The organism is Bartonella heixiaziensis (genome assembly GCF_046245125.2).
Taxonomy (GTDB): Bacteria; Pseudomonadota; Alphaproteobacteria; order Rhizobiales; family Rhizobiaceae; genus Bartonella; species Bartonella heixiaziensis.
In genome coordinates, this window is record NZ_CP176404.1 from 2,055,512 (window position 1) to 2,072,896 (window position 17,385).

General features: G+C 40.0%; 8 protein-coding genes. 6 read left to right on the forward strand and 2 right to left on the reverse strand.

The genetic code is table 11. From position 1 onward, the window contains the following. From pheT to ACKC4Y_RS09005, 6 genes are all read left to right on the forward strand, one after another. Entirely contained in the window at positions 1 to 2,415 is a 2,415-nt protein-coding gene (pheT, locus tag ACKC4Y_RS08980; protein WP_409361382.1) for a phenylalanine--tRNA ligase subunit beta, read from the forward strand. Between the two features lie 288 nt (positions 2,416 to 2,703). Then, positions 2,704 to 3,612: a metal ABC transporter substrate-binding protein gene (locus ACKC4Y_RS08985; protein ID WP_409361383.1), complete on the forward strand. Its 909-nt coding sequence runs from the start codon at positions 2,704 to 2,706 to the stop codon at positions 3,610 to 3,612. Then, complete coding sequence (locus tag ACKC4Y_RS08990; protein WP_409361384.1) at positions 3,609 to 4,439, forward strand: manganese/iron ABC transporter ATP-binding protein; 831 nt, start codon at positions 3,609 to 3,611, stop codon at positions 4,437 to 4,439. Before ACKC4Y_RS08985 ends, ACKC4Y_RS08990 begins: the two co-directional genes overlap by 4 nt. Beyond that, positions 4,436 to 5,302 (forward strand): metal ABC transporter permease, encoded by an 867-nt coding sequence (locus tag ACKC4Y_RS08995; protein ID WP_409361385.1) that lies wholly within the window; start codon positions 4,436 to 4,438, stop codon positions 5,300 to 5,302. The genes ACKC4Y_RS08990 and ACKC4Y_RS08995 overlap by 4 nt, the downstream gene beginning before the upstream one ends. After that, positions 5,299 to 6,204, forward strand: a complete 906-nt coding sequence (locus tag ACKC4Y_RS09000; RefSeq protein WP_409361386.1) for a metal ABC transporter permease — start codon at positions 5,299 to 5,301, stop codon at positions 6,202 to 6,204. The genes ACKC4Y_RS08995 and ACKC4Y_RS09000 overlap by 4 nt, the downstream gene beginning before the upstream one ends. Positions 6,205 to 6,588: 384 nt before the next feature. Continuing rightward, complete coding sequence (locus ACKC4Y_RS09005) at positions 6,589 to 6,975, forward strand: YbaN family protein (protein ID WP_409361387.1); 387 nt, start codon at positions 6,589 to 6,591, stop codon at positions 6,973 to 6,975. A gap of 375 nt (positions 6,976 to 7,350) precedes the next feature. On the opposite strand, the gene pncB is transcribed toward ACKC4Y_RS09005, so the two are convergent. Further along, a complete protein-coding gene (gene pncB / locus ACKC4Y_RS09010) occupies positions 7,351 to 8,655 on the reverse strand; it encodes a nicotinate phosphoribosyltransferase (RefSeq protein ID WP_409361388.1) in 1,305 nt (434 codons plus the stop codon). Between the two features lie 131 nt (positions 8,656 to 8,786). Continuing rightward, positions 8,787 to 17,363 carry a GH36-type glycosyl hydrolase domain-containing protein gene (locus ACKC4Y_RS09015; RefSeq protein WP_409361389.1) on the reverse strand — a complete coding sequence of 2,859 codons (8,577 nt, stop codon included), beginning with the start codon at positions 17,361 to 17,363 and terminating at the stop codon, positions 8,787 to 8,789. Between the last annotated feature and the right edge of the window lie 22 nt (positions 17,364 to 17,385).

Here is a 17,385-nt window from a genome sequence, read left to right on the forward strand (position 1 = left end):
ATGAAATTTACATTGTCGTGGGTAAAAGATCACTTAGAGACAGATGCATCTTTGGAAGAAATGTGTGATAAACTAACAGCGATTGGCCTTGAGGTTGATCATGTGGATGATCGTTCCTCTTTAAAAGGTTTTGTGATTGCAAAAGTTCTAACGGCAATGAGACATCCTGATGCAGATAAATTACAGGTTTTGTCGGTAGATACGGGGGCTGGTAAACCTATACAAATTGTATGTGGCGCACCAAATGCACGTGCTGGACTTGTTGGTGTTCTTGCTTTGCCAGGTACGTACGTACCTGGACTTGATGTGACATTATCTGTAGGCAAAATCCGCGGTGTTGAAAGTTTTGGGATGATGTGTTCACAAGCGGAGCTCCAGTTATCGAATGAACATGACGGGATTATCGAGCTTCCAGAAGATGCACCTATTGGAATGTCATTTGCAGCTTATGCAGGTTTAGATGATCCAGTCATTGATATTGGTTTGACCCCAAACCGTTCTGATTGTACTGGTGTTCGCGGTATTGCGCGTGATCTTGCTGCTGCTGGAATCGGACGATTAAAAGAATTATCTTTGCCACAATTTGACACTATTTTTGAAACACCACTTCATGTTTCTTTAGATTTTTCGCAAAGTCCATCGTTATGTTTAGGTTTTACTTGGTGTGAAGTACGCAATGTTCAAAATGGCGCATCACCCCAATGGATGCAGCAGCGTTTGAGTGCGATTGGTTTAAGACCGATTAATGCACTGGTTGATATGACCAATTATATGAGTTTTGATCTTGGACGTCCGCTTCATGTTTTTGATGCCGATAAGATAAAAGGAAATTTGAGTGTACGTTGCGCTCGTGAAGGGGAAAGTTTGCAGGCGCTTAACGGAAAAATCTATAATTTGGATGCTAATGATTGTGTCATTGCAGATGAAGAGGGCGTTGTTTCCATTGCCGGTATTATGGGTGGTGAAAGGACAAGCTGTGATGAGACCACACGTCGCGTTATTATTGAATCGGCGCTTTGGGATTCAAAGAGCATTGCGCAGACGGGTCGCGCATTGGGACTTATCAGTGATGCACGCTATCGGTTTGAGCGGGGTGTTGATCCGGCTTTTATGGAAAAAGGGCTTGAGATTGCAACAGAACTGGTCTTACGTCTTTGTGGTGGTGAATGTTCAAAAACAAAAGTTATTGGTTATCAAAAGCCAGAAATCAAACAGATAGCTTTTCCCTTTTCTGAAATTAAACGTTTGACAAATTTGGAAATAGAGCGTGAGCAAGCCCTTACTATTTTAACACAGCTTGGATTTAGCATCGAAGGGGAAGGAGATGTGGTCACAGTTAAAGTGCCAACATGGCGCCCTGATATCGCTGGTAAAGCTGATTTAGTGGAAGAGGTTATGAGGATTTATGGGCTAGATGCGATTAAGCCCATACCGTTAGAAAATTTTGCAGAGGGAAAAGAACAAGTTTTAATATGTTCACAAATCCGCTCACGCTTTGCTCGTTTGGCTTTAGCACATCGTGGTATGAGGGAGGCTGTTACGTGGTCTTTTATTTCTGAAATTCAGGCACTTGCTTTTGGGGGTGGTCAAGCGCAGCTTAAATTAATAAATCCTATTGCTACTGATATGTCAGTAATGCGTCCTTCCCTTTTACCAGGTTTGCTTATGGCGGCACAGCGGAATGCTGATCGTGGTTTTCCAGATCTTGCTTTGTTTGAAGTTTCTAACATCTATGAAGGTGATACACCCGATAAACAACAGCGCGTTGCTAGTGGAATCCGCCGTGGAACAGAACAATTTGAAGGAGCAGGACGCTTTTGGAATGGCAATGCTGTAGCGGTTGATGTTTTTGATGCCAAAGCGGATGCATTGGCTGTTTTAGAAGCATGCGGTATGGATATCAGCAAAGTGCAGATTGAGGTTGGGGCACCCGATTGGTATCATCCTGGTCGATCAGGGGTTATGAAGCTTGGATCAAAGGTTATTCTTGGTTTTTTTGGTGTTTTTCATCCTGCTACATTAGAAAAGTTAGATGTGAGTGGTCCTGTATGCGGTTTTGAAATTTTTCTTGATCGGATTCCAGAGCAAAGGAAAAAGGCAACGAAAAGCCGTCCTCCTTTGAAATTATCGCCTTTTCAAATAGTGCGGCGTGATTTTGCATTTGTCGTTGATAAAACAGTTGCTTCTTCTCTTATCGTTCGTGCTGCAAATGGAGCGGATAAAAAACTTATTCATTCAGTACGGGTTTTTGATGTTTTTGAAGATCCAAACCTTGGTGAAGATAAAAAATCTGTTGCGATTGAAGTTTCTCTTCAACCCATTGAAAGAACGTTGACCGATGAGGATTTAGAAGAGCTTGCTTCAAAGGTGGTGGAAAATGTTACCAAGACAACGGGCGCATATTTACGCCGTTAAGTATTATTCTCTTCTATCGAATCTATCGAATTTTTTATAAAGCGGGAGCACTTTTGAGTGCTCCTTTACTTTTTTGCATTCAAGATTTGTAGAGCTTTTTGAAAGAGGGTTTCAGGTAGATCTTTTTTAAATATCAGCCTTTTTAAGGCGAAGAAGGCAATTTTTAAATAACTGAAAAAGTTAATCTTTTTTATAAATCTTTCATTGCAAAGGTGGAGGAGAGCTGCTATTGCTAAATAATAATGCAAATCATTAGCAATAAAAAGCTGTGAACGAGAGAGAGGATCAATGAACGTAAAAACGTTTTTTACCATAATTTTGGGGAGTGTTATTTTTTTCACACCTAATTTAGCTTTGTGTGCTGGTAAATTTAAAGCTGTTACGACATTCACCATCATTGCTGATATGGCGCGTAATGTAGCAGGTGATGCCGCTGATGTGGAATCAATCACCAAACCAGGTGCTGAAATTCATGAATATCAGCCTACGCCTCGCGATCTTATGCGTGCGCAAGGAGCAAATCTTATACTGTGGAATGGATTAGATTTGGAGCTCTGGTTTGAAAAGTTTTTTCAAAATATCAAGGATGTTCCAAGTGCCATTGTTTCAGAAGGCATTGTGCCGATTACAATTGGTGAGGGGCCTTTCAGTGGAAAACCAAATCCTCATGCGTGGATGTCGCCAACCTCAGCTTTGATTTATGTTGATAATATTCGCGATGCTTTCGTAAAATACGATCCTGAACATGCTGCTATTTATAAAGAAAATGCCGAAATTTATAAACAAAAGATTCGCTCAATGATTGATCCAATCAGAGCTGAATTAGAGACATTGCCAGAAGACAAACGTTGGCTTGTGACCAGTGAAGGTGCATTTAGCTATCTGGCGCGTGATTTTGGTCTGAAAGAACTTTATTTGTGGCCAATTAATGCTGATCAGCAAGGGACACCACAGCAAGTGAAGCATGTTATCGATATGGTTCGCAAGTACAATATCCAAGCAGTTTTTTCTGAAAGCACTATTTCCCCAGCACCTGCCAAGCAGGTTGCAAGAGAAACAGGGGCTAAATACGGTGGTGTTCTTTATGTGGATTCTCTGAGTGAGAAAAATGGTGAGGTGCCTACTTATATTGATTTGTTACGCGTTACAAGTGAACGGATTACGAATGCTTTATCAGATGGAGTGAAGAAGCAATGACGAAAACAGGCATATTAGCTCAAGGAGTAACAGTAACTTATCGGAATGGACATACAGCTTTGCGGGAAGTGAATTTTGAGAGCCCTACAGGTTCCATTACCGCGTTGGTTGGCGTTAATGGATCAGGTAAGTCGACATTATTTAAAGCTATCATGGGATTTGTACAACCTTCAAAAGGAAAAATTCGCATTTTCAGTTTACCCGTTGACACGGCTTTGAAACAAAACCTTATTGCTTATGTTCCTCAGAGTGAGGATGTTGATTGGAATTTTCCTGTTCTCGTTGAAGATGTGGTCTTGATGGGGCGGTATGGTCACATGAATTTCTTTCGCTATGCGCGGGCACGAGATTATGAGGCTGTCCGTGTTGCATTAGAACGCGTCGATATGTTGCCATTTGCAAAGCGCCAAATTGGAGAACTTTCTGGTGGACAGAAAAAGCGTGTTTTTCTGGCACGCGCTCTTGCACAGCAGGCAAAAGCTATTTTATTAGACGAGCCATTTACAGGGGTTGATGTTACAACAGAAGATAAAATCATCGCTTTATTGCAAGACTTGCGTAAAGAAGGTGCAGTAATATTGGTTTCTACCCATAATTTAGGCTCTGTTCGTGAATTTTGTGATCACACGGTTTTAATAAAAGGAACAGTTTTGGGGTCTGGATTAACAGAAATTGTCTTTACAAAAGAAAATCTTGAAAAAACTTTTGGTGGCGCTTTGCACCATCATATTTTTGATCTTCAAGGTGCAAAAAAAAATAATGTTTTTACAGGGAGCAAAAAACCTCCCGTTCGTGAGAATTCTCAAAGTATGGAGCATGTAGCATGATTTCTTGGTTGCTTGAACCATTAAGCTATCAATATATGGTTAATGCGATGTGGGTTTCAGGGTTAGTTGGGTGTGTTTGTGCTTTTCTTTCTGCTTTTTTAATGTTGAAAGGTTGGTCGCTCATTGGCGATGCACTTTCCCATTCGATTGTACCTGGAGTAGCAGGGGCTTATCTTTTAGGGTTACCTTTTTCGCTTGGAGCTTTTTTTTCTGGTGGTCTTGCTGCGGCAGCGATGCTCTTTTTTAACCAACGAACAAAGCTGAAAGAAGATACCATTATTGGTCTCATTTTTTCTTCCTTTTTTGCTTTTGGATTGTTTCTCAAATCCTTAAAACCGATGGCTGTTAATATTGATACGATTGTCTTGGGAAATATTTTAGCAGTCAGTTCATCAGATATTATACAACTAGCTTTTATTGGTTTTTTTTCTTTGTTTATATTACTTTTGAAGTGGAAAGATCTTCTTGTTTCTTTATTTGATGAGACGCACGCACGTGCCATTGGATTAAACGTAAAATTCTTAAAGATTCTTTTCTTCACACTACTTGCCGCTTGTACTGTTGCTGCCATGCAAACAGTTGGAGCATTCTTGGTCATTTGTCTTGTTGTGACACCAGGGGCAACAGCTTATCTTTTAAGTGACCGTTTTGTAAACATTTTGATTATTGCAGTTGTGATTGGAACATTAACAAGCGTATTGGGGGTGTATGTGAGTTATTTTTTGAATGCGCAAACTGGTGGTGTTGTGGTGCTTTTTCAAGCATTTCTGTTTATTTTAGCTTTTATTTTTGCTCCTAAACACGGGTATATTGCGGCGCGCTTACGTATAAATGCAGCAAAAAGGGGGGTGATGATATCATGATTGACCAATTACTCCTTCCTTTTCAGTTTTCTTTTATGCTTAAGGGCATGATTATTGTCGCTATCCTTTCTGTTCCAATGGCGATGCTTTCTTGTTTTCTTATTTTGAAAGGATGGGCGCTTTTGGGGGATGCAATTTCCCATGCGGTTTTTCCTGGTGTTGTGCTTGGTTACATGGTGACGCCATGTGTGATAACAGTTTTGACTTCTTTGCCATTTGTTTGGTTTCAGCAAATGCGCCCCGAGAATGTTACGATGACTTTGATTGCTTGTGGTGCTTTTATTGCAGGTATGGTTTGTGCTCTTGTAACGGGTTTTTTAGGGAACAATAGCCGTATCAAGCAGGATACGGTGATGGGTGTTGTTTTTTCGTCTATGTTTGGTTTGGGGCTTGTTTTGGCAACATCTATTTATAGTAGCTTAGACTTGAATCATATTCTATTTGGTAATCTTTTAGGTGTTAATTGGCTTGATATTACACAGACAGCGATCATTTCTGCTGCTGTTACCTTTATTTTGGGAGCGAAATGGCGTGATTTTATGCTGTATATTTTTGATTCAGTTCAAGGTCGTGCAATGGGATTACGAATATCAGTCCTCCACTATACTCTTTTAACGATGATCTCTCTCACGATCGTTGCAGCTTTGAAAGCTGTTGGAATTGTTCTCGTCATTTCTCTATTGATAGCACCAGGAGCAATTGCTTATCTGATAACGAAGCGATTTTCTTTTATGTTGATGATCGCTATACTTGTCGCGGCTATTTCTGGTTTTTTAGGAATTTATCTAAGCTTATTTATCGGCTCTGATTCTGCTTCTACGATTGTGCTGATTTTAACATTGATTTTTATGGCTATTTTTACGTCTACTTTCTTTCGTCGAACGACGACACAGGAAATTTAAGCGCAACAAAATTTAATTGCATAACAGCAATGCATTTTTGTAGGTTGTCTCTAATGCTTGTTTTAAATACACAGCAGGGCGCTAGGTTATTTTCCTCCTAATAGTCTAGCAGATGGATGCAGCATTTTCTCTCCCCCCCACGCTGCATTCGTAATTAGAAGGCTGCATTGATTTATTCTGCAGCCTTTTTTATTTTTGGCTTTTCTGAAAATTTTTCTTATTGCTTGAAAATTTTGAAATGATCCTCATATTGCGTAAACTGTTTTATGTTTTGGGAGAAATTGTCACGGAAAATACGCTTACCAATGCAGTGGTCGTGCGCTAAAATATTTGAAAAGCAAGAGTATAAAGATGGTTTTTTGTAGAGGAAAGTAGTGCTCGAGGATGAAAAAAAAATTTAAAATATCTCACCCTGTGCGCATTTGTACTTCTATAGTTGGGTGGGTAATGGTTGTATTGGGTATTATCGGTATAGTATTACCTATTATGCCTACGGTACCTTTTTTATTAGTTGCTTCATGGTGTTTTGCTCGTTCATCACCACGTTTTCATAATTGGTTGCATAATCACCGCATTTTCGGTCCGCCAATTAAGCAATGGGAGGAAAGGCAAGCCATTCCACTATTTTTAAAAGTTTTTGCGGTGGTGAGTATGGCAGGTGGTTTTTTATCTTTTCTAGTGATAACACATCCTGCGCTGTGGTTTGCTTTATTAGTTTCTGCTGTTTTGCTGTTGATTACCGTTTATATTGTGACACGTCCATCTTCATAATGATAGAAATAAGTTTTATGAGGCAAAAGCTCTTTTACTTTTAGTTGGTTCGTTATAGCTATTAATAAACATTTTTTCCTCAAAATTTAAGAATAACATCTATATATCAAGAATGTATAAAACAATGAGCTTTTTTAGAATGATTTATTAGATAGAATAATATGTTCGTGAAAACAATTTTATGAGCAAAGAAGGCAGTGTACGAATACCTTAATCAAATGTTTGTAAAGCTTCTTTGATGAGCCAATGATAGATTACCTTCAGAGAGGATCACTGTTTTGTTAATGCTAAGAGAATCTATATCTCCCCACTGATATCCATTAATAATGGATTTTATATCCGTTTGTCTTTCATTTTATATAAATGAGCTTACAGTTAAGTTTTTAGGGATCTAGCAACATGTTTTTCATTACCGAAAAAATTGAGATAACGTTGTATTTCTTGCGGGTCACCGGTGGTTTTTTCAGGATTATCTGAGAGTTTTACGGTTGGTCGACCATTGGCATGAGTGACTTTACAGACAAGGGAAAGAGCATCAAAGGTTGCAATTTCTTGGGGCGCACAGCCTGCAAAATCATTGGTAAGATCTGTTCCCCATCCAAAACTCATGCGCACTCTACCATGGAAATGGTGATAGGTTTTTTCAATTGTATTAACATCGAGAGCATCAGAAAAAATCAATAATTTTTCGCGTGGGTCTTTTCCTTTTTCTTTCCACCATGTGATAACGCGTTCACCGCCCTCAATAGGGGGAGCACTATCGGGTCTGAAACCTGTCCAATCAGCGACCCAATCTGGTGCATTGCGTAAAAATGCTTCTGTACCGAAAGTATCAGGCAAAACAATGAGAAGATTTCCACCATAATAACGGTTCCAATCTTGCAAAACTTTATAAGGTGCTTTACGCAATTCGTTATCATTATTGGTAAGAGCAGCAATGACCATAGGCAATTCATGTGCGTTGGTACCAAGAGCTTCTAAATCTGTATCCATGGCAAGAAGGACATTGGAAGTTCCAGTAAAAGCATCTCCAATACCTTCTTTTAATGCTTCGACACACCAGCGTTGCCATAAAAAAGAATGACGACGCCTTGTACCAAAGTCGGATATTTTAATATCAGGAAATTTCTTGAGACGTTCAACTTTACTCCACATTTTTGCTTTAGCACGGGCATAAAGCACATCAAGTGCAAAACGCCCTAGTTTTTTCATAGCAGCCCGTGAACGTAATTCACTGATAATAGCAAGAGCGGGGATTTCCCACATGGAACTATGGGTCCACGGACCATGAAAATGAAGGATATATTGGCCATCTTTACGGGTTAGTTCATATTCTGGCAGTTGAAAATTCTCAAGCCAATGGAGAAAATCTGGTGCGAAAATCTGCTTGCGTCCATAAAATGTATTACCAGCGAGCCAGATCATCTCTTTTTTTGTAAAGCGCAAACTAAGAGCGTGATCAAGTTGAGCACGCAACTCACCTTCATCAATATCATCGGCAAGACGGATTGTTTTATTGCGGTTTATAAGGGAAAAAGTAACATTTACATTGGGGTAAAGTCCCCAAATCATCTGTACCATAAGAAGCTTATAAAAATCCGTATCGAGAAGCGAACGAATAATAGGATCGAGTTTCCAAGTATGATTGTAAACACGCCTCGCAATATCTGGATGATTCATAACCCATTTTCTTTCAGTCTCATAGAATCTAAAATTATTGTGCACCAATATGGTCAATATAGGGAGTGCAGGAAATATAACAATTCTGTGGCTTTGAGCAAGAATAAAAAAGCCTGTTATTTTTTCTGTTTTTAAGATTTAAGAATACGTATGATTTCATGTTGACCTATTTTTTTTAACTTTATTCCTGCGTTAAGTTTGACATATTTCTTACCGTCAACACTAAGCATATTTTCAGATCCCCATTTTACTTTGATAGTATAGATGGCATCATAAAATTTTATTTTTGTTTCATATTTAGGCCAATAGGAGGGTAAATGTGGTTTTAAAAACAACAGATTGCCTTGACGTTGAATCCCAAGAATGGCTTGTATCGCGGTATGGTAGAACCATCCTGCCGAACCTGTATACCATGTCCAACCGCCTTGTCCACGACGTGGTTCAATGGCGTAGATGTCTGCAGCCATAACATAGGGTTCAACACGATAAACTTCAGGATTTTTACCATGGGTGATTGGATTGATCATAGAAAATAGAGAATAAGCTTTGTCTGCTTCACCCATCTCAGCAAGCGCTAGAATGCTCCAAATAGCACCATGCGTATATTGACCACCATTTTCTCGAATGCCTGGAGGATAACCTTTTATATAACCAGGTTCGAGAGTACTTTTATCAAAAGGAGGCCAAAAAAGACGTATAATGCCGGCTTTTTTATCCCATAGATGTTCAAGCATAGAAGCCATTGCTTGTTTTTGGCGCTTAAGTGATGCCATTTGAGAAATGACAGCCCAAGATTGCGCAATGGTATCAATTTGGCATTCATCATTTATTTTAGAACCAAGGGGAGTTCCATCATCAAAATAACCACGTCGATACCAAGCGCCATCCCAACCATTTTTTTCTAAAGCTGTAGTCAAATGTTTAAGGTATGCACTCCATGTGTTAGCATGGTTATGGTCGCCACGTTTTTTGGCAAGAGGAATAAATGCTTGTAGTGTAGTGCCAAGAAACCAACCCAACCAAGTACTTTCCCCTTTTTCTCCAATGCCCACTAAATTCATGCCATCATTCCAATCTCCACCTAAGATGAGAGGAAGACCATGTTGACCACAACGTTTGATGGCAAGATCTAAAGCTAAAGCACAATGTTCATAAAGTGTTGCTGTTTTTTGAGATTGCGTGGGTTGAAAATAAGCATCTTGTTGTTCTGTTTCTAGAGGAGGGCCTTCAATGAACGTAATGGGAATATCAAGAAAGTCGTACTCGCCAGTGGTATTAACATAAAGGGCGGTACCATAGGCTAGCCAAACAATGTCATCAGAAATGCGTGTGCGAACGCCTGCATTGGTTTCAGGCAACCACCAATGCTGTACATCACCTTCGGGAAATTGATGAGCTGCAGCGTTTAACAATTGTTGGTGTGTCAGTTTTGGTTCAAGGAGGAGTAAAGACAAGCTATCTTGCAATTGGTCGCGGAAGCCGAATGCTCCACTGGCTTGATAAAAACCTGCGCGTGCTAGCATGCGGCATGCATAGGTCTGATAAGGGAGCCAATTATTGACCATAATATCAAAAGAGGGATCCGGTGTTTTGACTTGGAGTGGAGAAAAAAAATCTTTCCATTGTTGTTTCTGTTTCGTGAGCAGAATTTCAAAATCACTTGCATTTACTTGGTCTAGTAATTTTTCAGCTTCTTGCCTGTTTTCTGCACTGCCAAGATAGAAGATGATTTCTTTTGTTTGATTAGGTTCTAGATCAATATCATAGGCAAATGCTGAGCAAGGATCGCAGCCTGCTTCAACTGTGTTTGAAAGTGCTTCCGCTTGACGGAGTGCGCATGGATGCTTGACTGTCCCTGTAGAGCCAATAAATTCGAGACGATCTGTGGTTGTGCTTGTTGGCATTTTTGATGCTGATAAAAATGCTATTTGTTGTGATTTTTCTATGTGATAAGGATTTTGAATAAAGTGTGCGCCACGTTTGGGATCATAAGAGGGAAGGATAAAGGGAGCGTGTTTTGTACGAACATTCCCTAAAACCCATTCAACGTAATTATAGAGACGTAAGCTTCGTGGCTTTTTCCCTTCATTTTTGATGATAAGACGTGAAAGGCGAATCGGTTTTTTCAGATCAACTGTATGAGTAAGTTCTAATGCGATTTCTGAGTGCGTAGATTTAAAGGTTGAGAATCCAAAACCATGGCAAGCTTCATAAACAACGTTTTCATCACATTCGACAGAAGAAACTGGTGAGAAACGCTTTAAAGATACGCGATCAACAAGATAAAGTGCTTCTCCTGGGCGGTTTGAAACAGGGTCGTTCGCCCATGGCGTTAATTGGTAATCACGGCTATTGTTGGCCCATGTGAAAAGCGCTCCTTCAGCTGATACATGGAAGCCAAAGCTGTTATTAGCAATGACGTTAATCCACGGATGTGGTGTGGTTGTGTGTCCTTTAAGACGCACGACGTAATGATTATAATGATTAAATCCGCCATAACCATTCCAATACTTTAGATCTTGACCATGAGCAGGACTAAGTGAGGTTTTTTGGGGGGCGATAAGACCAATCGAAGTAAAGAGGTTTGGTTCGGTTAGTGTTGTTACTTGCCTTCTTTTGTCATATTTACTGTGGCTTAGTTTATTATTAAATTCTTGATTACTATTGCGGGCAGCCAAATCAGAATCAATATTTTCCATACGTTTGAGTTGTTCAGACAAAGATCCGTTTTGAGCATGAAGAATAATACGGGCTGATGCAAGCAGTGTCTTGAAACTTTGTTCATTCATCTGATCGCGCCGAAGGGTAAAAATATGCTGGCGTTTATCAGTTTCAGTGTTGTGGTGACGATAGGATTCGCATACCCATTCAATAGCGCGTTGCGTATCTTGTATATAAGAAAATGCTCGCTCATTTAAAATAACCAGATCAATCATTAACCCACGCGCACACCAATATTCATGTGCTTTAAGGAGGTCACGAAGTACAGTTATATCCATTTCATTATCTAACCTTAAAAGGCAGATAGGAGCATCCCCTGAAATTGACATTGGCCAAAGATCAGATTGTTTGCCAAGAGTTTTTGCTAATATTTCGGGAGGAAGACGCCATGTGCGATCTGGATAGATGAGTGGAGTTGCATATTTTTGATAAGTAATGGCTTCTCTAGGGTGGATGCCGCTCTGATATAATGCAACTTGTGAACGTGTCCATGCCATTGAAAACTCTCGCTGGAACATGTTGGGTTGCCGATAATGTTTCACATGATTTAGCAGCGTTTCTTTTGAGTTGGCAGCAAAAGTCCAAAAAATGAGTTCAGCTTTTTCATGTGCGGGAATTTTTATACGGCAGCGGAGTGAGATGATTGGATCTAGGACGCAGCCGTGACTCCCACTAAAACGAGCATTTTGATCAAATGCAGCTGGCCGGCGAATAGATCGGCCACGGCCTATAAACAGAGAACGGTCGGTTTCAGATTCTGCTTCTGGGATAGTTCCTGCTGTATCGGTGACGAAATGGGTGATATGGATTTCGGGATCATTAGGTGCGCGTTTGCGTCTTTTGGCAAAAATTGTTCCTCCTGAATCAGCAATTTCTGTTTCTATAAACATATGTGAAAAAATGGGATGGATGCAGTCACTATTCATTGTTGCGAGCGCTAATTCACCATAAGAGGTAACTTCAATCAGGCGATCTTGGTTGGTTGTATTCATAAGCTGGAGGCGTCGGCCTTCACCATCATTTTCTGATGTAACGAGGCATTCAAGTGTTGATTTAATGCCATCAACCATTTTCATATATTCAGCTTTTTCATCTGTAAAAATGCTGACAGTTTCTTCTTCGGTAACGCGTGTTGGTTCACCAGTCACAGACCACCAGCGTCCACTATGTGTATCACGCAGGAAGAATAAAGTACCTTGTTGATCTTCTGCGATATCAGGAATAAAGCGCGTGATCATGTAATCATGCCAACGGCTATAGCCGGAACCATTTGCTGTCAACATTGTAGAATAAAAACCGTTGGATAGAAGCAAAGTTGCACGGGGTTTGAGAAGCGGGTTAGTGATAATGCGTGAAGGTGCGTCATCAAAATCTTGAGATTTATTGCGCTCAGGATTAATAGCTTTGGTGTGAATGATAGGAATTTGACGTGGAGCTCTTTCTTGTAATAACAATTGTATTGCTTCAATGACTGGATCGCGATGAAAGCGATTACGCATTTGCCCTTCAAAAATGACATTGTTGATAGCAAGAATTGACATGCCATGATGGTGTGCATAATAATTGCGTACAACGGCGTATTTTTCTCCCTTTTGCACACGTGAAGGGGTAAAATCGAGGGAATCATAATAACCATATGTTCCTAAAGCTCCAAGGTCTCGCAGTCGTTTTAAATTTTTTACGGCGTACGTTGGAATGTATTGTGCTGCTAAAAGGCTTGCGTAAGGAGCAATAACTGCATTGCGTGAAAGACCACGCTGCAATCCAAGGTTTGGATCTCCAAAGCTGGCATATTGGTAATTCATTAAATGATCACGAGCGTTAAATGCAGCTTCTGAAATACCCCATGGCAATCCTCGTTTATGCGCGTATTGTATCTGATGACGAATAATTAACCGATTAGTTTGTTCCAGTATTGATCCCGAGGGTTCACGCATGATAAGAGATGGCATCAAATATTCAAACATGGATCCAGACCATGATAAGAGAGCTCCTCTCCAGCCAATCGGGATGAGTAATCGGCCAAGATGAAACCAATGTTTGAATTTGATATCACCTTTCGCGATAGCAAAAAAACTTGAGAGACGAGCTTCTGAAGCTAGAAGGTCATAACAGCCTTCATCAAGTTTATTTTCCTGAACACGATAGCCAATAGATAAGAGTTGCCGTTCAGGCTGCTCTAAAAATTTAAATTCCATATCAAAGGCTATTTGTCGTGCATTTGCAGCTAAAGTGTTTAATTTTTGGCGCATTTTTTCGGTATCATAATCACCGGTAGCATCATGATGATGGGCTTTACAGGTTTCTACAAGGCATTTGGCCCAAGAGAGCATGCGGGCCGATTCTGTTGTTTGAATTTCTTGGTCCAGTTCGGCTGCTAAGTGGGCAATATCATGCGCTGCAAGTGAGAGATGAATGGTACGAAAAGGAATAGTGTTTGGGTTTTCTATGAGAGACTTAATAGCGCAATGAAACTTGGTTATACGCTCTTCGATTCGTTGGCGTGAGGAGCGTAAAATGTTTTGATCATCAGGAATCTCTTTGAGAGTTTCTTCAAGGATATCTTTGACATCAAATAAACCGGCTAAATCACTTTGCAAAAAAAGACAAGGTGTTTCGGCCCATTCACTTAAAGCAGAAGAGAGGGTTACCAAATGGCCAGCAAGATTTCCTGAATCAACGGTTGAAATATAGGTTGGCAAGAGAGGTTTGAGTGTATCAGTTGCATACCAATTATAGAGATGACCACGGAATTTTTCCATTTTTGCGAGAGTGCTTAAAGTGCATTCAATGCGTGTAATGGTCTCTTCGAAACTAATCCAGCCAAAATCACGTGCGGCAATAGTGGAAAGTAGATAAACTCCAATATTTGTAGGCGAAGTTCGTTGAGCAACAATGGGTTTTGGGTCTTCTTGGAAATTATCGGGTGGTAAATGATTGTTTTCTGCATTAACAAAGGTTGCATAATAAAGCCAAGTCCTTCGTGCAATTCGTCGGAGTGTTTTTTTATCATCTGAAGATATGTCAAGGGTATCTTGAGATGTTAATGGTTGACTAACAATCCATGCAATCAAGGGTGAGAAAAACCATGCTAGTCCGAAGGGCAAAGCGATAAAACTTGCTGGAGAATGTGAAAGTAGAGGCAATGTTACAGCAATAATCCCAATAAGTGATGCTGGCCACATTGTGAGGATATAGAAGTCTAAACTATTAGGAATGGATTTTGTTGCGGCGGAGGTTTTCCATTCAAGCAGATGTTGTTTTGAAATCATCATGCGGTAAAGTGTGCGGATGATTGCATCAGTCATGAAATAAGCTGAATGGGCAATCAACGCGGTTTTAAGAAATATCTCTGCTGCTGTGAAAGCAATTTTGCTCAAAATTGATTGAAGGTGTCCACGCCAAGAATGATTAAGGCTAGAGGGAATGATGGTTTGAAACACGCCCAAAATTGGGGAGATGAAGAGACTAAGCAGCAAGAATATTTGCCAGACAAGAGCTGTCTTTAACGGTAAAAGAGACCACCCTGTGATTGCTGCGATGAGCCACATAAGTGGTGTGAGAGAACGGCGTAGATTATCCTGCATTTTCCAACGAGTGATAAGGCTGATTTGACGCCAATGTAAGAGGTAGGGCAATAGCTGCCAGTCACCACGAATCCAACGGTGATGACGGGTAACATCAACATTATAGGCTGTTGGATAATCCTCAATTATTTCCACGTTAGTCACCAGTGCGGCACGTGCATAACTTCCTTCTAAAAGATCATGACTGAGAACCGTATTTTCTTTAATTTTTCCATGAAGTGCTTTTTCAAATGCATCAATGTTATAAAGACCTTTACCAGTGAAAGTTCCTTCTCCTAAAAGATCTTGATAGGTATCAGAGACAGCAAAGACGTAAGGATCAATACCACGATTAGTAGAAAAAATCCTTTGCAGAATTGATGTTTCTTTTCCTGTGGTGAGAGAAGGTGTGATACGGGGTTGTAAAATGCTATAACCTTTTACAACCCTCCCACTTTGGGGATCAAAAATGGGAGAGTTGAGTGGATGGTTAAGTTTTCCAACGAGTTTTGCAACGCTTTCAGGGGTGAGACGTGTGTCTGAATCCAAAGTCATAATGAAACGGCAATCCATGGGAAGATGTGGATCTGGGGCGTAGAAGCTTGTATTTTTATCTCCTCTTAATAAGAGATTAAGCTCATGGAGTTTACCACGTTTACGTTCCCATCCCATCCAACATTTTTCGCTAGCATTATAAAGACGCCGACGGTGTAAAAGAAAAAAAAGGGGAATATCATCACGACGGTAACGATTATTAAGTTTAGCGATACTATTTTGCGCATAGTGTAGCAGATCAATATCATCTTGTGTTTGCTCGAAGTGAGAGTCACTCCAATCCGTAATGAGGGCGAAATGAATGGCGCCTTTTGGATTAGAAAGATAGTGCACTTCAAGATTACGCACTTGCTCATCAATGTAATCACGTGATGTGATTAAAGTAGGAACAACAACCATTGTGCGGGCGTGTTTGGGAATACCTTCTTTATATTCATAACCAATAAGCTGTTTTGATGGAGTAAACCATGAAACAAGAGTATTAAAGAGAGAAAAAGCAGCATCCATAGCAGGAAAAACTGCTAAGGCTATAAAAAGAATCGTTCCCACCGGTGTTAAGCCTGATGTCTGTAATAAAACATAGACTGTAAGTAAAAGAGCGAGCGTTAAAAGAGAAACAGGAATTGCAATGGTTCCTATTTTTAAGCGACGGTAGGCATGCATCCATTTTATAAAAAGGGGTGGAGAGTATCCACAAGCTTTTTCAAAAGTGTAACGCCCATCGTCGACCAAGTACCATCCAATAGAGGAACTGTTATGATAAGAATTATATTCAGAGGCAGAATTTGTTAATTCTAAAGCTTTACGTGCGACTTCAACCTCGCTGAGAGAGGAACGGCGCGCAATTGTTTCAATCACTTGTCGATAGACATGGCGTGAATGAGAATCAATTTCATAAAAATCGCTATTTTCACGCAAGATAAAGTCAACAGAACTGACAGTTTCAAACCATACTGTCCAATCAACATCATCAATGGTTTTGAGGGCACGAATAATATTGCCCATGGTTACACCATCTGCTGCTTGACGGGTATGTTCATCGGCGGTTGCAATTTCTGGACTGCTACCTTGGCGATGCAATTGTTTTTCAAGCCAATTTAATGCCATTGTTGAATCGACAGATGCGCCTCGTAAACGGTAGAATAAATGAGCTGAAAAGGTCGAATCTGCGGTTAATTTTTCATAAAGAGTGAAAAGATTGTGTAATTTGGTTTCATTTTCTGCAAGAGCAATGTTATCAGCCACCTGATTAGCAAGATGACGCATATGCTGTGTTTTCTCAATACGCAATGCAATACGACGAACATTTTCAATTAATAGCATACGGACAACAGAAGGGAGAGCCCATAATTCACCAATTGTAAGATTACAAATTTCTTGAAATCCATTGACTATAGCGGTGAGTGTTTCTTGTGAAAATCTGCTATCTGTATGCGCGATATAAAGCCAAGCTAAAGCAAAAATACGGGGAATTTCAGCTTTTTTTTTATAAAGGGGAAGTTGCTTGATGAAGGATTGGGGGAAGTTGTAGAGTAGCTGTTGTATGGTTTTGTCAATGGTATAATGATTATCAATAAGCCATTGAGCAGAGGGTGCAATAGTTTCATTGTTACGAGAAGCAACATCGCTGCTATGAAACGCATAAAGAATAAGTTTGGCATTTTCGATCAAGCGTTTACGAAAATCATTTTCTCTTTCATATTCAGGAAGCAAAATTTCTTTGCTAGAGGCTATATCATGGCCTAATTTATAAAGTTCTTCTTCGGATTTATGAGTTGAACGAATAGGAAAGCTAGTTTTAGCAAGATAGCGGGCTTTTGTTTTTTGAGAAAAAAAACACTTCATAAAAGATATTGTGGGTGCCATAATACGATATTGCCATTTAATG